The sequence below is a fragment of the Phyllobacterium sp. CCNWLW109 genome (assembly GCF_037203905.1).
GTDB lineage: Bacteria > Pseudomonadota > Alphaproteobacteria > Rhizobiales > Rhizobiaceae > Phyllobacterium > Phyllobacterium ifriqiyense.
In genome coordinates this window covers 135,816-153,878 of record NZ_JBBCBK010000005.1, presented here as the reverse complement: position 1 = coordinate 153,878, position 18,063 = coordinate 135,816, and the positions used below count along the sequence as shown (strand labels likewise).

The 18,063-nt window shown below is 54.8% G+C and carries 17 protein-coding genes; 5 read left to right on the top strand and 12 right to left on the bottom strand.

Annotation, left to right across the window (positions count from 1 at the left end; genetic code table 11):
• Positions 1 to 1,074, top strand: coding sequence for a sn-glycerol-3-phosphate ABC transporter ATP-binding protein UgpC (locus V9K92_RS20965; RefSeq protein ID WP_115053795.1), 1,074 nt, complete (start codon positions 1 to 3; stop codon positions 1,072 to 1,074).
• Here the strand turns inward: V9K92_RS20965 and V9K92_RS20960 are convergent, their stop codons facing one another.
• Positions 1,075 to 1,971 carry a LysR substrate-binding domain-containing protein gene (locus V9K92_RS20960; RefSeq protein ID WP_337354859.1) on the bottom strand — a complete coding sequence of 299 codons (897 nt, stop codon included), beginning with the start codon at positions 1,969 to 1,971 and terminating at the stop codon, positions 1,075 to 1,077. It abuts the gene before it with no gap.
• A gap of 202 nt (positions 1,972 to 2,173) precedes the next feature.
• Here V9K92_RS20960 and V9K92_RS20955 point away from each other — a divergent pair, with 202 nt between their 5' ends.
• Genes V9K92_RS20955 through V9K92_RS20945 form a run of 3 tightly spaced genes read left to right on the top strand, consistent with a single transcriptional unit; the run spans position 2,174 to position 3,788 of the window.
• On the top strand, positions 2,174 to 2,461 hold the full coding sequence (locus tag V9K92_RS20955; protein ID WP_337354949.1) for an Atu4866 domain-containing protein: 288 nt from the start codon (positions 2,174 to 2,176) through the stop codon (positions 2,459 to 2,461).
• 34 nt (positions 2,462 to 2,495) lie between these two features.
• Positions 2,496 to 3,230, top strand: coding sequence for an SDR family oxidoreductase (locus tag V9K92_RS20950; RefSeq protein ID WP_337354858.1), 735 nt, complete (start codon positions 2,496 to 2,498; stop codon positions 3,228 to 3,230).
• 42 nt (positions 3,231 to 3,272) lie between these two features.
• Positions 3,273 to 3,788, top strand: a complete 516-nt coding sequence (locus V9K92_RS20945) for a nuclear transport factor 2 family protein (RefSeq protein WP_337354857.1) — start codon at positions 3,273 to 3,275, stop codon at positions 3,786 to 3,788.
• Between the two features lie 27 nt (positions 3,789 to 3,815).
• On the opposite strand, the gene V9K92_RS20940 is transcribed toward V9K92_RS20945, so the two are convergent.
• Complete coding sequence (locus V9K92_RS20940) at positions 3,816 to 4,733, bottom strand: AraC family transcriptional regulator (protein ID WP_337354856.1); 918 nt, start codon at positions 4,731 to 4,733, stop codon at positions 3,816 to 3,818.
• Between the two features lie 176 nt (positions 4,734 to 4,909).
• Between V9K92_RS20940 and V9K92_RS20935 the strand changes: the two genes are divergently transcribed.
• The gene (locus V9K92_RS20935; protein WP_115053790.1) at positions 4,910 to 5,950 is read left to right on the top strand and encodes an alcohol dehydrogenase catalytic domain-containing protein; all 1,041 of its coding nucleotides are present in this window, start codon (positions 4,910 to 4,912) and stop codon (positions 5,948 to 5,950) included.
• Here the strand turns inward: V9K92_RS20935 and V9K92_RS20930 are convergent.
• The 10 genes from V9K92_RS20930 to V9K92_RS20885 form a co-directional block, all read right to left on the bottom strand.
• Positions 5,947 to 6,267 carry a hypothetical protein gene (locus V9K92_RS20930; RefSeq protein WP_337354855.1) on the bottom strand — a complete coding sequence of 107 codons (321 nt, stop codon included), beginning with the start codon at positions 6,265 to 6,267 and terminating at the stop codon, positions 5,947 to 5,949. The two genes, V9K92_RS20935 and V9K92_RS20930, sit on opposite strands and share 4 nt — an antisense overlap.
• 2 nt (positions 6,268 to 6,269) lie before the next feature.
• Entirely contained in the window at positions 6,270 to 7,373 is a 1,104-nt protein-coding gene (locus V9K92_RS20925) for an SAM-dependent methyltransferase (RefSeq protein ID WP_337354854.1), read from the bottom strand.
• A 16-nt stretch (positions 7,374 to 7,389) separates the two neighbouring features.
• Positions 7,390 to 10,050, bottom strand: a complete 2,661-nt coding sequence (locus V9K92_RS20920) for a nitrate reductase (protein ID WP_337354853.1) — start codon at positions 10,048 to 10,050, stop codon at positions 7,390 to 7,392.
• Positions 10,050 to 10,382 carry a nitrite reductase small subunit NirD gene (gene nirD, locus V9K92_RS20915; protein ID WP_115053787.1) on the bottom strand — a complete coding sequence of 111 codons (333 nt, stop codon included), beginning with the start codon at positions 10,380 to 10,382 and terminating at the stop codon, positions 10,050 to 10,052. Before nirD ends, V9K92_RS20920 begins: the two co-directional genes overlap by 1 nt.
• A gap of 5 nt (positions 10,383 to 10,387) precedes the next feature.
• Positions 10,388 to 12,847 carry a nitrite reductase large subunit NirB gene (nirB, locus tag V9K92_RS20910; RefSeq protein ID WP_337354852.1) on the bottom strand — a complete coding sequence of 820 codons (2,460 nt, stop codon included), beginning with the start codon at positions 12,845 to 12,847 and terminating at the stop codon, positions 10,388 to 10,390.
• Positions 12,847 to 13,644, bottom strand: coding sequence for an ABC transporter ATP-binding protein (locus V9K92_RS20905; RefSeq protein ID WP_115053785.1), 798 nt, complete (start codon positions 13,642 to 13,644; stop codon positions 12,847 to 12,849). Before V9K92_RS20905 ends, nirB begins: the two co-directional genes overlap by 1 nt.
• Positions 13,645 to 13,655: 11 nt before the next feature.
• Positions 13,656 to 14,519, bottom strand: a complete 864-nt coding sequence (gene ntrB, locus V9K92_RS20900; protein ID WP_442958600.1) for a nitrate ABC transporter permease — start codon at positions 14,517 to 14,519, stop codon at positions 13,656 to 13,658.
• 39 nt (positions 14,520 to 14,558) lie between these two features.
• On the bottom strand, positions 14,559 to 15,857 hold the full coding sequence (locus V9K92_RS20895; RefSeq protein WP_115053860.1) for an ABC transporter substrate-binding protein: 1,299 nt from the start codon (positions 15,855 to 15,857) through the stop codon (positions 14,559 to 14,561).
• A gap of 345 nt (positions 15,858 to 16,202) precedes the next feature.
• The gene (locus V9K92_RS20890) at positions 16,203 to 17,459 is read right to left on the bottom strand and encodes a CmpA/NrtA family ABC transporter substrate-binding protein (protein ID WP_307275757.1); all 1,257 of its coding nucleotides are present in this window, start codon (positions 17,457 to 17,459) and stop codon (positions 16,203 to 16,205) included.
• 11 nt (positions 17,460 to 17,470) lie between these two features.
• Positions 17,471 to 18,058, bottom strand: coding sequence for an ANTAR domain-containing response regulator (locus V9K92_RS20885; protein ID WP_115053782.1), 588 nt, complete (start codon positions 18,056 to 18,058; stop codon positions 17,471 to 17,473).
• Between the last annotated feature and the right edge of the window lie 5 nt (positions 18,059 to 18,063).

Here is an 18,063-nt window from a genome sequence, read left to right as displayed (position 1 = left end):
ATGGGCCAGATCACACTCTCCAATGTCAAAAAATCCTTCGGAAATATCGATGTCCTGCATGGCATCAACCTCGACATAAACGATGGTGAACTTGTTGTTTTCGTCGGCCCGTCGGGTTGTGGAAAATCTACCTTGCTGCGCGCCATTGCCGGGCTGGAGAAAATCACCAGCGGCGAGATTGCCATTGACGGGAAACCGGTCAACGATGTGACAGCTGCTGATCGCGGCCTCGCCATGGTATTCCAGTCCTACGCACTCTACCCGCATATGAGTGTGCGCCAAAATCTTGCCTTTGGCCTTGAGAACTCCAAGATGCCCAAAGCCGAGATCGACGAGCGGATAACGGAAGCCGCCCGCATGCTTGAGATCGAGCCCTATTTGGCCCGGCGGCCTGGTCAGCTTTCCGGCGGCCAGCGACAGAGAGTTGCAATCGGCCGGGCTATCGTGCGCCGCCCCGTCGCCTTTCTGCTGGATGAACCTTTGTCAAATCTGGATGCTGAGCTGCGGGTTTCCACCCGCGCCGAGCTGGCCGCACTTCATGCCCGCCTTTCATCCACCATGATTTACGTAACCCACGATCAGGTGGAGGCGATGACCCTCGCTGACCGGATCGTCGTACTACGCGCCGGAAAAATCGAACAGGTTGGCACACCGCTTGAACTCTACAATACGCCGGCAAACCGGTTTGTCGCGGGCTTCATCGGCGCTCCCCATATGAACTTTCTGGAAGGAACTGTCAGTTCCGTCCAATCGGGAAATCTGGTGGTCGCGCTGGCCGATGGCTATCAGCTTGCGATTCCTGCTCGCGAGACAAGTCTCGAGCAGGGCGCACGGATCACCCTGGGCATTCGCCCGCAGCATGTCACTTTCGGTTCAGGTGACAAGAGTATTAAAGCCAAAATCAAGCTCGTTGAAGCGCTTGGCTCCGAAACGGTGCTTCACACGGAAGTCGCGGGGCAAAAATTCCTGGTCGTTATCCCCGGACAGCATGACCTTGCCTCAGGCATGGATATTGACCTCTCGTTGTCCAGCGCTCCGATCCATCTTTTTGACAAGGATGGGCATCGCATCTGATCAGCCATGACGTGCGGCACGTATATGATCCACCAGCGCCCTTAACTTGATGGGCTGCCTGTGGCGTCTTGGATAATAGAGATAAAAGCCGTTGAACGGTGGTCCGAAAGCTCCCAAAAGCGGCACAAGTTCGCCGCGTGAAACCCATGGTTGAAATGTATCGACCATGCCAAACGTAATCCCGGCACCGGCGCAGGCCATGCGTATCATAAACTGCATGTCGTTGGTGGTCACTTCGGGATTGACGGCGACATCAAAGTCGCGGCCATTTTCTGTAAACTCCCAGCGATAGGGCGCACTGTCCGGGCGGGGTCGCCAGCCGATACAAATATGGTCCGGCAATTCGCTTGGATGCGAGGGACTGCCGTTTTTTTCCAGATATTCCGGCGAGGCGAAAGCACATTGCCTTTGCTGCGATGATACAGGAACAGCGATCATATCCTGTTCGATGACTTCACCAAGCCGCACTGCTGCATCAAATCCGGTGCTGACAATATCAAACTCTTCATCGGTAACAGTGATGTCGAGCGTCACGTCAGGATAGCGCTCTATGAATCCCGCAAGCAGCGGGCCAGACAGGAAGCTCTCTGCGATTGACGAAACAGCAATCCTCAGCAGCCCGCTGGGCTTGCCCTGAATCTCGCGCGCGGCCTCAACGGCCTGTCGGACTTGCGAAACAGAAGGCTGCACTGCGTCATAGAATAATTCGCCGGCTTCCGTCAGCCTTACGCTCCGGGTCGTTCGTTGTACCAGCGCCACGCCGACACGATCCTCGAGACGTTGAAGCGCCTGACTGACCGCAGAGCGCGTAACGCCGAGACGCTCGCTTGCGATGCGAAAATTCTTCGCTTCAGCAACCGCCAGAAATACCGGGATACCTTCAAGATCATCCATCATTAGTAAGCATTACTAACCAGCTCATCCGCTATTGGCAACTTTATAATCCTAATACGACCACGTATTTTCGTCCTGTAGATAGAATTCACACCGGCTCGAAAGGAAATAACTCATGCCAATGCACAGCTCCAAAATAGCAGCAGGCGTCATGACTGCTCTTCTTGCATCGATGTCTGGTTCTTTCAGCGGGGCATCGGAAAAGATGCAAAAGCCCCTCGACACAGAGAATAGCAAAACAAAAGAGGTTCAAATGTTGCAACACGCATATGTTGGCATGTGGGTCACCGATGATGGCCGGGTCCGCCATGAACTGCTTCCCAATAACCGCTATGACGAGGCACGCGGCAATCGCGAAAGTGCCTATCAGGGCCGTTACGAAGTGACCGGCAATCATATCGAATATTGGGACGACACAGGCTTTACCGCCGATGGCGATTTCGTGGACGAAAACACGCTTCACCACGGCGGGATGATCCTGCGCCGCAAATAATATCCAATAATCTCAAGAAACCATGGAGTTTGAAATGCTTGATGTTCAAGGAAAAGTCATTGCCATTACCGGTGCGAGTAGCGGTATTGGCGAAGCAACGGCCCGGGTTCTTGCCAAGGCTGGCGCGCATATTGTCATCGGTGCGCGGCGTGCCGACCGGCTCGACAGATTGGCTGAAGAGATCGCGCTTGATGGCGGTTCGGTTCTGACCAAAAAACTGGATGTCACCGACAGGAAGGACGTCAGCAGTTTTGTAAATTTTGCCGTCTCGGAATTCGGTCGTCTCGACGTGATGATCAATAATGCCGGTGTCATGCCCTTATCACCAATGGATGCTCTCTTGGTCGACGAATGGGACCGGATGGTTGACGTCAATATTAAAGGCGTACTTTACGGCATTGCGGCAGCGCTTCCTATCATGAAGCAGCAGGAAAGCGGCCAGATCATCAATCTCTCTTCGATTGGCGGCCACACCGTGTCGCCGACGGCCGCCGTTTACTGCGCTACAAAATTCGCTGTGCGCGCCATTTCCGATGGCTTGCGGCAAGAGAACGATAAAATTCGGGTTACCGTCATTTCACCGGGCACAACAACATCGGAACTTGCGGACACAATCAGTGACCCTATTGCCCGTGACGCGATGAAAGGCTTTCGCGCCGTCACGATCAGTCCGGAAGCCATCGCGAACTCCATTCTCTATGCCATCAGCCAGCCAGCAGAGGTGGATGTGAGCGAAATCATTATCCGCCCGACAGCCAGCCCCCACTGATCGTCTTTGAAATCCGCTTAATCACAGATCTGAAGGAGTAAAATGATGCAATCAATATTATCCCTGATCCGCAGCGCTGCATTGACAGTGGCTTTGCTGACGCTCCCCCTTCTGCCCACCACGCAGGCGCAAGCGTCTCAGGATGTCACCTCGCGCAACAAGCAGATCGTAACCGAGGCATTCGATGCCTGGGCCGCCGGTGGACAAAGCTTCTTTACCGATGTGCTGTCACCGGAAGTCAATTGGAGGATCGAAGGGTCCGGGCCAAGCGCTGGCCTGTTTCGGGGGCGCGAAACATTCCTTGAGCAGGCAGTTCGCCCATTCGTATCCCGCCTGTCCAAACCGGTCACACCGGTCAGCAAAAAGATATGGGCCGATGGAGACCACGTGATAATCAATTGGGAAGGTGTTGCCGTGGCGGCAGATGGCGTTCCTTACAGCAATAGCTATGCCTGGATATTCCATATGCGGGATGGAAAGGCCGTCGAAGTAACCGCCTTTCTCGACCTTGCACCTTATGACGACGTGCTCCGCAGAGTTCCCGCCAAATCCAACTAAAAGAATGAGGGGCGCTTCCGTCAGCGATCAAGGCAATGATTTGCTGTCGCCGGTAGCGCCCCTTATCCGCTCGGCATCGCGCAATGGAGGCGAGCCATAGAGACGGCTATATTCGCGGCTGAATTGAGACGGGCTGTCATAGCCGACCTTGTGTCCAGCCATGCCGACATCCAGCCGATCCACCAAAATAAGCCGACGCGCCTCATGCAAACGAAGCTGCTTTTGATACTGCAAAGGCGTCATTGCAGTGACAGCCTTGAAATTGTGATGCAGCGAAGAAACGCTCATATTGACACGTCCCGCCAGATCCTCAATCCGTAATGTTTCGGCAAAATTGTCCCTTATCCATGAAATAGCGCGGACAACCTTATTGCTTTGACTTTCGGACATTGCAATCTGGAGCAGACGCGGCCCGTCAGGGCCAGAGAGAAGGCGGTAGAGAATTTCCTGTTCTATCAACGGGGCGACGGCTTCAATATCGTCGGGCCTGTCGAGAAGCCGCAGCAGCCGCACTGACGCATCAAGGATTTCCGGTGATGCAATATTCACGGCCCAGCCCCTTATGCCCTCTGCTGTCGCCTGACGCGGAATACTGACACGAGCAATCATGTCGCTCAAACGGGCGCTGTCAATCGTGTAGGTGAGGCACAGATAAGGCGCTTCCGGGGTGGCCTCTGTCACATGTGATTCAACCGGCAGGTCTAGCGAGGTCAAAAGATATTGACCCGCGCCATAGCGATAAATCTCCTGCCCTACGGTCAAGCTTTTTGCGCCCTGCACGACAATGGCGAAGCCGGGTCGATAAGCACTATGGTGGGGCATCGTCGGGGCACTGTGTCGATAAAAACTGAGATTGCTGATCGCTGTCGAAAAATTACCGTCCGCGCCGGTAAAACGATCAATGATCGCAGCAATTTCCTGATAGGGAGAGAATGGTAGTGTCATATAGTGTTGGGTTCCGGATTGCCAAGAGACAGAACTTATACCACGCTTGAGCGGCTCCGCATCATGCCGCCCCATCACTTTTGCAGGATTGTGCAATAAGCTTGCAGGATTGCTCTACCGCTCCAATTCCGATGGGCTGCATAGTAGCGCTCTACATCCCCAAAAAGGAAATACCCATGGCTATTGCAAAAGGCTACGCTGCGACGGATGCGTCACAACCTCTTACACCCTTCACCTTTGAACGCCGTGAGCCAAACGAAGACGATGTTGTCATATCGGTAAAATATTGTGGCGTTTGCCATTCCGATATCCATCAGGCTCGCAGCGAATGGGGTAATGGCATATTCCCCATGGTTCCCGGCCACGAGGTGGCAGGTATTGTAACTTCGGTCGGCTCCAAAGTGACAAAATTCAAGACTGGTGATCGCGTCGGTGTTGGTTGTTTTGTCAATTCCTGCACGAAATGCGCCGAACGGAACGTCGATCTCGAGCAGTATATGCCCGGTCTCGTCCAGACCTATAATGATTACGAAGCAGACGGTACCACCCCGACTTATGGCGGCTATTCGGACTCGATCGTCGTAAAAGAAGGCTATGTTCTTTCCTTCCCCGAGAACCTGCCATTGGATGCAGCTGCGCCCTTGCTCTGCGCGGGTATCACCCTTTACTCGCCGCTTCATCATTGGAAAGCTGGCCCCGGCAAAAAAGTCGCGATTGTCGGCATGGGCGGGCTTGGCCATATGGGCGTCAAGATCGCACACGCCATGGGTGCCGAGGTCACAGTCCTCAGCCAAACCCTGTCGAAAAAAGAAGACGGGTTGAAGCTTGGCGCCAGCCACTATTATGCAACCAGCGATGCTGAGACGTTTACAAGTCTGGCAGGCACGTTCGATTTGATCATTTGCACTGTCGGCACCACGATTGACTGGAATGCTTATCTCACGCTGCTGAAGCTTGATGGCACAATGGTGCTGGTGGGCGTTCCGGAACATGCGGTTCCCGTGCATGCCTTCTCCCTGATTGGCGGGCGCAAAACCCTTGCCGGCTCCATGATTGGCTCGATCAAGGAAACCCAGGAAATGTTGGATTTCTGCGGCAAGCACAATATTGTTGCCGAGATCGAAACCATCGACATCAAGGACATCAACGAAGCCTATGAGCGCGTTCTGAAAAGCGACGTGCGCTACCGTTTCGTCATCGATATGGCCACGCTCTAAAATCCTGCCTGCGGAAGTCCCAGGCGCAGATATAAAAGAAACATGAAACAAGATGCCATAAGCCTGAATAAAGGCTTATGCGCATACTGACTTGCGACCGGCGCTGACAAAATGCCAAGCAATATGACAATGCTTGCATGCGCCGGAGCGAGGCTGCTCAAAGCCAGGCCAATGCTTGATATGGCCAGAGCGGTTGCCACTGTCGTTTGAACAGTGGTGAGCAATGCCGCATTCGTTCCAGTGTTAAAGATGCCCTGAACACCCGGTAAGGTAAGGCATATGATCATGCTTAGCAGGAACGGAGCAAACTGATCCATACTTATCTTGCGCTCCCAAACTGTTCGCCATGCCCTGCATTGGCGTATCCCCCAAAGGGAACAGCGGTAAGCGCATAGTGCAGCACTTCGGCACTTTCCGTTACGCCAGGAACCGTGCTTACGCGCGCGCCGCTTGCTTTGAGCCGGGTAATTTCCTCGCGAAACCGGCGGCCTTCCAGAGGGCCGCTCAAATCAACGCGGACAATATTTTTTCCCTCATCCAGAAACGCTGCAATACTATCGACCGTTTGGTCTGCAAACCGGTCAACTTGTATCCGGCGCGCCTCCCGTCTTGAGAATTCGAGGATTTCGTTTGATACCTGCGATCCGAAAAGAACGATATCGGCTGCCTGCAATGCACGAATTGCTTTCAGCGTCAGCAGTTCGGGGTCTCCAGGCCCAGCAGCAACAAATGTAATCTTGCCGACGCGGGCGACGCGGCTGTCACCCTTTGCTGCATCAGCAAGCAGCTCCGCCAGCGCGGTGCTATTCGGCATTCCCTCGGTGAAAACACGGTCGACGAAAACCTCCCAGAAACGTCGCCTCGCTTGCCCCGATTCCAGCCGGGCATTTACTTTGCTGCGAAGACCTTGCGCCATTTGTCCCCAAAGCTGCAACGAAGCGGGTAATATCGCCTCGATCCTGCGCCGTATTGCCTGAGCCAGAACGGGTGCAGCGCCGTCGGTGGATATAGACACGATCACGGGTGAGCGATTGACGATCGAACCGAATTGAAACTGGCAGAAAGCCGGCTTATCGATCACGTTGACAGGGGTGCCCACAGCAACACCCGCGTTAAAGAAAATATCCGCATCGGCCTCGCTTTCAAAATCGCCAATTGCGAGCGAGGCACCTTTCATATCGGCGGCTGTATAAGGCCTTGCATGGTGGATATAACGGCGCCGCTGCGAAGCCTGGGATACATCAACCAAATTAGCGAAGATGCCTGATAGCTCTTCCGCATAAATATGCACAATTGCGCCACATGCCGCCAGAAGCTCGGCCTTCCATGCCGCTGCGTCCGACCCACCGGCAATAACGACACGCTTTCCTTTCAAATCCCAGAAAACAGGCAGTTTCGCCAAATCGGCAACCCGCGCATTCATTTGTTTTCCCTGCCGCTTATTCAGCGGCGACAACGTTGCATCCATCGATGATCCCTCTGATTTCAGCGCGGCAGGAACCGCAATTTGTTCCCGCATTCGTGGTCGCTCCCACAGCTTCGACACTGCCGCAGCCGCTGCGAACAGCTGCAACAATCTGGTTCAGGCCAACGCTGAAGCAGGAGCAGACAATAGCGCCCCGATCCGCGCTTCTGTCCCCAGGACGGCCTGCTATGATGGAAAAACGCTTTGATAGATCAGCATGATCGCAGGAGAGCTGCTCAATCATCCAACTGCGCGCAACTGCTACGGGTTTACGGGCGATGAACAAGGCCGCCAACAATTTGCCCTCGTCGAAAAATGCCAGCCGATAATCGCCCGATTGCCCGTCATGATAGCCCAATGGTTCTATTCCTGCCGGAATGCCGAACTTTGCCCGCGCCCACTCGGTCCAGTCAGCAACATCGTTTCCGGCAAACTCAACGCGCCAGCCACCTTGCGCTTTTGCCATTGCCCAATAAGGCAGATCGATACCATCCGGCTTGGCGATGGAGACGGCGAAACCATAATTTGAAGTGGCAAATTTTTTCGCGGCAATTGCTGCGCTTTTCAAGGCGGGTTGCCCCGAAACCGGGTCCACGAGAGGAGCGACCAGGCTATCAATACGGGCTCTGGCGGCAAAATTATCATTCCAGTGCATGGGAACAAAGACATTGCCCCTCGCCTGCCGATCCGTCACCGATGCTCTGACGATAACCTTGCCATAGGGGCTTTCCAGCTCCACCAGATCGGCGCTTTCAATTCCGATCGCCTTTGCATCAAAGGGATGAATTTCCGCAAAGGGCTCGGCAATATGCGCTGCAAGGCGAGCGCTTTTGCCGGTTCTTGTCATTGTATGCCATTGATCGCGGATACGGCCCGTATTGAGGACCAGCGGAAAGGCGCTAGCTGGCCGTTCCACATTTCCAGCCTCTACTGCGATGAACCGCGCCTTCCGGTCGGCATGGTAGAAACCGCCATTGCTAAAAAACCTCTCTGCCCCACCTGACCCTGATTGTGGCTGTGGCCACTGCACGGGAGAAAGCGCGTCGTAGGCTTGCCCGTCAATTTGCGCAAAGGCGCCAATGTCAAAATCGCGGGTGCCGTCATTCTCAAAAGCAGAAAGAGCGGCGTGTTCTGCAAATATCTGATCGGGCGAATTATATGGGAAAGCGGCCTCGAAACCCATTCTCCGGCCCACTTCGGTCAATTGCCACCAATCCGCCCTCGCTTGGCCGGGAATGGGCAGGAATGACCTTTGCCGTGAAATTCTGCGTTCGGAATTGGTGACAGTTCCGTTTTTCTCGCCCCACCCGAGCGAGGGCAGGAACACATGCGCATGGCGGCTTGTATCGGTTTGGGTCACATCAGACACGACCACAAATGGACAGGCCTTGATCGCGGCTTTGACTGAATCCGCATCGGGCATGGAGACAACGGGATTGGTCGCCATGATCCAGATGGCTTTGATCCGGCCATCGGCAACGGCCTGAAACAGGTCAACCGCCTTCAAGCCGGGTTTGGAAGCGATGCGTGGCGCGCCCCAGAACCGCGCCACCCTGTCTTTGTCTTCATCGCTGGCGATGGACATATGGGCAGCGAGCATATTGGCAAGTCCGCCGACTTCCCGCCCGCCCATGGCATTTGGCTGGCCTGTCAGCGAAAACGGCCCCATGCCCGGCTTGCCGATACGGCCCGTTGCCAGATGGCAGTTGATAATGGCGTTTACCTTGTCTGTCCCCGAGGAAGACTGGTTTACACCCTGACTATAGCAAGTGACTGTTTTTTGCGTGGCAATGAAGAGTGTATAGAAAGCCTCCAATTGCTGCGCATCCAGACCCGTTCTTCGGGTCAGCTCATCAATGCTTAATTGACGCGCGGCAGCGACAGCCATCGCAAAGCCGGATGTGTGCCTTTCAATATAATCATGATCCAGATTTGCCGAATCCGCCAGAAAACCGAGCAGACCGAGGAACAGGGCAACATCGCCATCGGGCCTGATGGCAAGGTGCATATCAGCAATATCGGCGGTCATTGTCCGGCGCGGATCAATAACGACGATCTTCATTTCCGGTCGTTCTGTTTTGGCTGCTATCAACCGCTGATAGAGAACGGGATGGCACCATGCGAGGTTTGAGCCGGTGAGGATGACCAGATCGGCCAGCTCCAAATCCTCATAGGTCCCGGGAACTGTGTCTGAACCGAAAGCGCGCACATGACCTGCAACTGAAGAAGACATGCACAGGCGCGAATTCGTATCAATATTGGCCGAGCCGATGAAGCCTTTCATCAGCTTGTTGGCAACGTAGTAATCCTCTGTCAGGAACTGGCCCGAAACATAAAAGGCAACACTGTCCGGCCCATGCTGGCGAACCGCATCGGAAAAGCGGCTCGCCACCAGCCCCAATGCTTCATCCCAGCCCGCTTCTTCGCCAAACATTTTGGGCTGGAGCAACCGCCCTTCCAAATCAACGGTCTCGCCAAGAGCGGAACCTTTCGAGCAAAGACGCCCGAAATTGGCAGGGTGCAAGGGGTCACCCTTGATGCCGATGGCTCCGCTCTCCTCCCTGGTGGCGAGAACGCCGCACCCTACCCCGCAATAGGGGCATGTGGTGCGAGTTGTTGCTATCGCTGTCTGCATTATTCCGCCGCAACAGCCGTGATTTGCAGATGCGCGAGGATGCTGTCCCCATCCAGCTTGAGCGGAATGGTTCTGACGCTGCCCTCATCGGCGCCAAGCGCCTTTCCTGTTTCCAGCGAAATGACCCAATTGTGCAAAGGGCATGTAACCGATGCGCCATGAACAATGCCTTGGCTCAAAGGGCCGCCCTTGTGCGGGCAGTGATCATCAATGGCAAAGACCTGATCTTCCATCGTGCGGAACACTGCGATCTTTCCCTGCGGAGTCATGACGCAGCGGGCGCCGCGACGTGGAATATCGTGTATCGAACCTATCGCAATCCAATCACTCATCGCCTTTACTCCGCTGCCTGCGCGTAGCCGATCGTCGCCATCGGCCGGAACTCGTGCTTGTCCACGCCCGATACACGTTCCGACCACGGATCGACCTGTGCGAATTTCTGACTGAAAACGAACCTCTCGAAAAACGTTTTGCGCTTGTCCGTGTCATTCATGATCTGCTGGCGTATTTCATCGAGGCCGACGCGTTTGGCCCATTTGTATATACGTTCCAGATAGCGCGCCTGCTCGCGGTACATTTGCGTCAGAGCAACAACGTGCTCCAGCGCTTCGTCTTCTGTCCTGACGAGACCAAGCACTTCCGTTCCCTTGATATCCAGACCCGCTGCACCGGCGAAGTGAATTTCATAGCCGGAATCCACGCAGATGATTCCTATGTCCTTGCAGGTGGCCTCCGCACAATTGCGCGGACAGCCGGATACGCCCATTTTCAGCTTTGCCGGAGTCCAGGATCCCCACATGAACTTTTCAATGCGGATGCCGAGGCCCGTTGAATCCTGCGTACCGAAGCGGCACCAATCGGACCCGACGCAGGTTTTGACCGTGCGCAGGCCCTTTGCGTAGGCCTGGCCCGATACAAAACCGGCCTTGCCGAGATCGGCCCAAACGGCGGGCAGGTCTTCCTTCTTGACCCCCAGCATGTCGATGCGCTGGCCGCCTGTGACCTTGACCGCAGGGATTTCGAACTTGTCGACAACATCGGCAATTGCGCGCAATTCCGATGAGTTGGTCATGCCGCCCCACATGCGGGGAACGACCGAATAAGTGCCGTCCTTCTGGATATTGGCGTGCACGCGCTCATTGATGAAACGCGACTGATAGTCGTCGGCATATTCATCCGGCCAATCGGAAACGAGATAATAGTTCAATGCCGGGCGGCATTTGGCGCAGCCGCAGGATGTCTTCCATTGAAGCTCCTGCATGACCGCGGGGATCGACTTCAACCCCTTTGCCTTGATCAGGCGGCGCACATCATCATGGCCTAGATCAGTACAACCGCACATGGGTGTCACGGCTGAGGGATTGTATTTATCGCCGAGCGTCAACGTCAGCAGCTGCTCGACAAGACCCGTGCAACTGCCGCATGAGGCCGATGCCTTGGTGTGGGCACGAACATCATCAAGAGAGCTCAAACCCTTGGATGTAATCGCGCCGGTGATTTTTCCCTTGCATATGCCGTTGCAACCGCAGATTTCCGCATCATCCGGTAATGCTGCAACGGCCGCCATAGGGTCCAACGGGGACCCTCCCTGATAGGATTGGCCAAAAATCAGGGTCTCTCGCATCTCCGAAATGTCGGTGCGTTTCTTGGTGAGGTCATGGAACCATGCGCCATCGGAGGTTTCACCGTAAAGCACGGTTCCGATGATCCGGTCATCTTTCAGAACAAGGCGCTTGTAAACACCGGCGGCAGCGTCGCGCAGCACGATCTCCTGCCGGTCGTCACCCTCTGCAAGATCACCCACCGAGAACAGATTGATCCCTGTCACCTTCAATTTTGTCGGCGTTTCGCTGTGAACAAAGGCTGCGCTTGTATCGCCTGCAAGTTGCGCGGCAACCACGCGTGCCATTTCATATAATGGCGCGACAAGCCCGTAACATTGACCGCCCACTTCCGCGCATTCGCCTATGGAATAAATGTCAGGATCCGAAGTCCGCATGCCGGCATTTGTGACGATGCCGCGATTGATTTCCAATCCTGCATCCTTCGCCAAAGTTCCGTTCGGCCTGATGCCGACTGCCATGACAACGAGATCGGCTGGCAATGTGGTGCCATCGGCCAATAAAACGCCTTCAACCTTGCCGTCGCCGATAATTTCCTTGGTATTGGCCTTGGTGATGACTTTAATGCCGCGTGCCTCTACAGCCTTTTCAAGCAGGTAGCCTGCCGCCGGATCAAGCTGCCGCTCCATCAGTGTCGGCATGACGTGCAGCACGGTCACTTCCATGCCGCGTGAAGCAAGACCCGCCGCCGCTTCCAGCCCAAGCAGACCACCGCCAATAACGATTGCCTTTGCCCGTGACTGCGCGGCTAACAGCATGGCGTTGACATCATCAAGATCACGATAGGTCAAAACGCCCGGAAGGTCTTTGCCCGGAAGTGGCAGAATGAAAGGCACCGAGCCGGTGGCGATGAGAAGCTTGTCATAGCTTTCCGTCGTGCCAGCATCGGAGGTAACCGTCTTCGCCTCGCGGTCAATATTGATAACCTTGTGGCCTTTATAGAGGGTAATGCCGTGCTTGATGTACCAGCCATCGCCATGGATGATGATTTCTTCAAAATCCTTTTCACCCGAAAGGACTGGAGAAAGCATGATGCGGTCGTAATTTACCCGTGGCTCGGCGTTGAAGATAACAATTTCATAGGCATCCGGCGCCAGTTCCAGCAAATGCTCCAGCGCGCGGCCCGGAGCCATGCCATTGCCGATGACGACCAGTTTTTGTTTTACCGCTGCCATTATGCCGCCTCCACAAGACGATGACGTTCATAAAGAAATTTCATCACTGCCGAGCGGCAGCGGATATAGGTTGCATCCGAGGCCAGCTCGATGCGGCGACGCGGCCTCTCCAGCGGCACGTCGAGAATTTCGCCGATCCTGGCCGAGGGTCCGTTGGTCATCATCACGATACGGTCTGAAAGGAGAACTGCCTCATCGACATCATGGGTGATCATCAAAACTGTATTGGCGAGTTCCGCATGAATCTGCATCACCTGATCCTGAAGATGCGCACGCGTCAGCGCATCAAGCGCCCCGAACGGCTCATCAAGCAAAAGCACCTTCGGCTCCATGGCCAATGCACGAGCAATGCCCACTCTTTGCTTCATGCCGCCCGATATTTCCGAAGGGCGCTTGTCCTTGGCGTGGACCATCTGCACAAGTTCAAGATTGCGCATAGTCCATTCATGCCGCTCCGCGCGGCTCTTGGTTGACGAGAATACTTTGTCGACCGCCAGCTTCACATTCTCATAGGTTGTCAGCCATGGCAGAAGCGAATGGTTTTGAAAGACCACGGCCCTGTCCGGTCCGGGCTTGTCGACCACATTGCCTTCAAGAAAAACAACGCCGCGCGTTGCCTGCGTCAGCCCCGCAACAATATTGAGCAGTGTCGACTTTCCGCAGCCGGAATGACCGATGATCGATATGAACTCGTTTTTCTCGACGGTCAGCGATACTTGATTGAGAACCTGCGTGGTGGCACCGCCACGGCTGAACACCATGTCGATCTGTTCCAGCGAAAGATAAGGTTTTGCCATGATGAAGCTCCTCAGGCACTTGCCGTGTTGCGGGTGACAGCCTTGGCGATGAAGGCAATGAGGCGATCAAGGAGATATCCGACGATGCCGACATAGATGAGCGCGAGAATGATGTCGCTGATGCGCGATGAGTTCCATGCATCCCAGATGAAGAACCCGATACCGACCCCGCCGATCAGCATTTCAGCGGCAACAATAGCGAGCCAGGAAAGCCCGATACCAATGCGAAGGCCCGTGAATATATAGGGTGCTGCAGCGGGGATCATGATCTTTCCAAAATACTCCAGCTGATTAAGCCGCAGCACCTTCGCCACATTCTGGTAATCCTGCGGAATATTGCGGATACCCACCGCAGTATTGATGATGATCGGCCAGATCGCGGTGATGAAAATCACAAAGATTGCAGATGGATTGCCATCCTTGAAAGCGGCCAGAGACAGAGGCAGCCAGGCAAGTGGCGGGACCGTTCGCAAAATCTGAAAGATCGGGTCGAGACCGCGCATGGCCCATTCACTTTGGCCGACCAGTGCTCCAAGCGCGATGCCCGCAAATGCGGCCAGGCAATAGCCAAGTGCAACGCGCTTGAGACTTGCAAAGATGTGCCAGAACAATCCCTGATCGACGCCCTGCCCCACATAAAACGGGTGAACAATAAGCTCCCAGGTTTCTGAAACGACACGCGAGGGTGGCGGTACGCTTGCAGTGGGGGAAGAACAGACGATCTCCCAGAAGATCAGCAGAAACAGAAGCGTCACGAGCGGCGGTAGGACGTGCGACATCGCCGATGCAAACCATTTACGCAGTGCCCTGCCCGCAGGATTTCGCCTGGCAACCGCAAGGGGAACTATATCGGCCTGTGGTTTAACAGGCTCCATGGATTTCAGGCGGACAGGATTGGCGGTCATTCGTTTTCCTCACGCAGAATGTTTGATGTTGAGGCTGGCGAGATAGGTCTGCGGATTGTCTGGATCGAAAACCTTGCCATCGAAGAATGTTTCGATACCGCGCGATTTGGAGGCGGGAATATCCGCCGCCGCGACACCAAGTTCGCTGGCAGCCGCCCGCCACAAATCTTCGCGATTCACCTGTCCGACCAGCGCTGAAATATCCGTATCCGGGGCAAATTTCCCCCACCGGATATTTTCTGTAAGGAACCATTTTTCATGGCTCTGGAACGGGTAGGAAGCATTGTCCTTCCAGAACTTCATGAGGTGCGGGCTAGCTGTTTCCTGCCGTCCGGAGCCATAGTCGTAATCGCCCTTCAAGCGTCCCACTATGTCTTTCGAAGGAACGTTGAACCATGCCCGTTTGCCCACCATTTCGGCCAACTCTTCCTTATTGGCCATCTCGTCGGCCCATTGCTGGGCTTCCATGATCGCCATGAGAAGGGCTTTGGTGGCGATCGGGTTCTTTTCGACCCAATCTGCGCGCATGGCGAAAGATTTTTCCGGATGTTTCGCCCAGATTTCAGCCGTGTTGACGGCAGTATAACCGATGCCCTGATTGACAAGCTGGGCGTTCCACGGTTCGCCCACGCAGAAGCAGTCCATCGTTCCAACTTTCATGTTTGCAACCATCTGGGGAGGTGGCACGACGATTGTTTCAACGTCCTTGTCGGGATCGATACCGCCCGCAGCGAGCCAATAGCGCAACCAGAGATCGTGCGTTCCACCGGGGAATGTCATTGCGGCTTTGGCCGCATTTCCCTCAGCCTTCTTTTTGGCGAATGCTTCCTTCAACACTCCGGAATCGACACCCGCCTTGTTCTGCGCATAAGCCGAACCGACAGAAATGCCCTGAGCATCGAGATTCAGGCGCGCCAATATAACCATCGGCAAAGGCAGATTGTTTTGGGTAACTTTGCCCGTGCTTATCAGATAGGGCATAGGCGTCAGAATATGCGCGCCATCTATGCCGTTTCCTTGAGAACCCAAGACGAGATTGTCACGCGTTGTTCCCCATGACGCCTGTTTTACGACCTCGACATCCGGCATCCCATGTTTGGCAAAGAAACCTTTTTCCTTCGCAACGATGAGCGGCGCCGAATCTGTGAGGGCGATAAAGCCAAGGACGGCTTTGGTCGTTTCGGGACCTGCAGCGGCAGCAAAAGCCCCGCCGGGAAACGCCGCTTTTGCAGCGGCAAGCAGGGTCAGCGCACCGCCCGCCTTCAGGAATTTGCGTCTCGCTATGCCATTCGAACGTTTCTGATCCATAAGCTTCCCTGCAATATTGGCCATAAAGGCTGATCGAAAAAAAAACGCCGCCGGATCACATTCACTCCCGGTAGAACCGTTGGAATGAATTGAGCCAAGCGACGTCTGTGTCTTTTGAAAGCACCCGATGCGGTGCTCGCGGTTCCTGTCTTCATTGACGGAACATATTTATCAAAGCAATAAGCGTGCCAATTAGAGAGGTATTTTATTATCTTATTGAATTTAAATGTATTTTTTAATTTCTGTTATTCTTCTGAATGCATGCGCATACAAGAACATTGTCGTTGTCAGTGCAGTTTCTGCGGATATTTTGTGCGATGCACAAGAAATAAGCAGCTACCCGATCTATTCATCTCCCTTGGTTGAGCCTAAACTTTGCAGATAGCGCGTGATATTTGCAGGGTCGAAAACTGCCCCGTCAAGGAATGCATCCGCGGTGCCCGCTCCTTCCACGCGCGTATCATTAACGGGCGTATCAGGGCGGACCCCAATGGCATTGCGATAAAGGTCGGGGCGAAAGGCTGCGCCCGCCAGACCGGCAAGCGATGGGCTATAGTCCACCTGGGACCAACGAACCATTTGACTGTAAATCCATTGCGCCTGGCTAACCCATGGGAAGTTCGCTGCATCCCGATGGAAATTGAAATAGTCAGGAACCGTACGTTCGGCGCCATCCGGATCAATTGTGAATTGCCCAAGCAGCACGCGATGCAAAAGATCAAACGGCACATCAAGATAATTGGGGCCCGACAAGAGCTGCGCCAGTTCCCGCCGGTTTTCCCCGTCATCGCACCAGCGGGCGGCACGGTCCAGCGCAACGATCAGGCGCGAACCCGTCTCAGAATTTTGTTCAAACCAGTCCGGGCGCATGCCGATAACTTTTTCCGGGCTGGGTGCCCAAATGTCTTCTTTGACTGCAACAATACACCCAACGCCGCGCGAGACCGCCACCATGTTCCAGGGCGCACCGACACAGAACCCGTCAATAACGCCCGCCGACAATGCGTCCGAAGTCATGGGCGGCGGCACCACAACAAGCTTCACGTCAAGGTCAGGATCAATGCCACCGGCCGCCAGCCAATATCGCAGCTCGTAATTATGCGATGAGAAGGGATATGTTATGCCCAGCGTAATCGGGTCGAGCCCCTCATTCCTGCGAACCTCGATCACGCGCTTTAACGCCCTTGCATTGACCAGAGCGTCCTGCTTGCCGGACAGGTCCGCCATAGTCTGCATGCGCCTGTACAAGCCAAGCGAAAGCGTGATGGCGTTTCCTCCGCGCCCAAGAATAAAGGGCGCTATGACAGGAGATGGATTGGAACCGAGGCCCAGACTGGCCGCCACCGGCATCGGTGCCAGCATATGGGCAACATCGAACTGCCGGAAGGCCAGACGGTCGCGGATGTTGGCCCATGACACATCCTTGATCAGGCTGAGTTGAATGCCTTCGCGCGCAGCAAAACCAAATTCGGCTGCCGCGATCAGGATCGCAGCGTCAACCAAAGGGATGAACCCCGCGCGAACCAGCCTCGAACCCGGACTGGCGATAGCAGCCGGCGCTGCCAGGCCGCCATTATCGATACCGGTGCGGATGAAACTCATTGTAACCCTTCCTAAGATCCTAACAGCGCGGCCGCTGTGACAACGCTCTGCGCGATATCAGCAATCTTCCGCTTTTCGTTCATCGCGGTTTGCCGCAACAATGAATAGGCTTCATCCTCCGACATTGAGCGGGATTTCATCAAAATGCCCTTGGCGCGATCAATGATTTTTCGCTCCTCAAGGGCGCTCCTGGCCTCAGCCAATTCCTGCTGCAATCGACTGAATGCCTTGAACCTGCTGACTGCCATATCAAGAATGGGCTTTACCCGCTCTTTCTTCAGCCCATCGACAATATAGGCGGAAACACCCGCCTCTACCGCTGCTTCAATGGAGGAGCTATCGGACCGGTCCACAAACATGGCAATAGGTTTGCGAACGGATCGGGTCAGCTGGAAAAGATGTTCCAGCATGTCACGGTTCGGCGTCTCGATATCGATAACAATAACATCGGGCCCGATAATCTCGATCTGCCGGGCAAGACCGACAATATCATGCAAAACAACAACCTTATCATGCCCGGCTTCGCGCAATCCTTCCTCAATAATTGAGGCGCGGATGCGATTCTCGTCGAAGATCATTATGGACAAAGCGGCAATCATGCCTG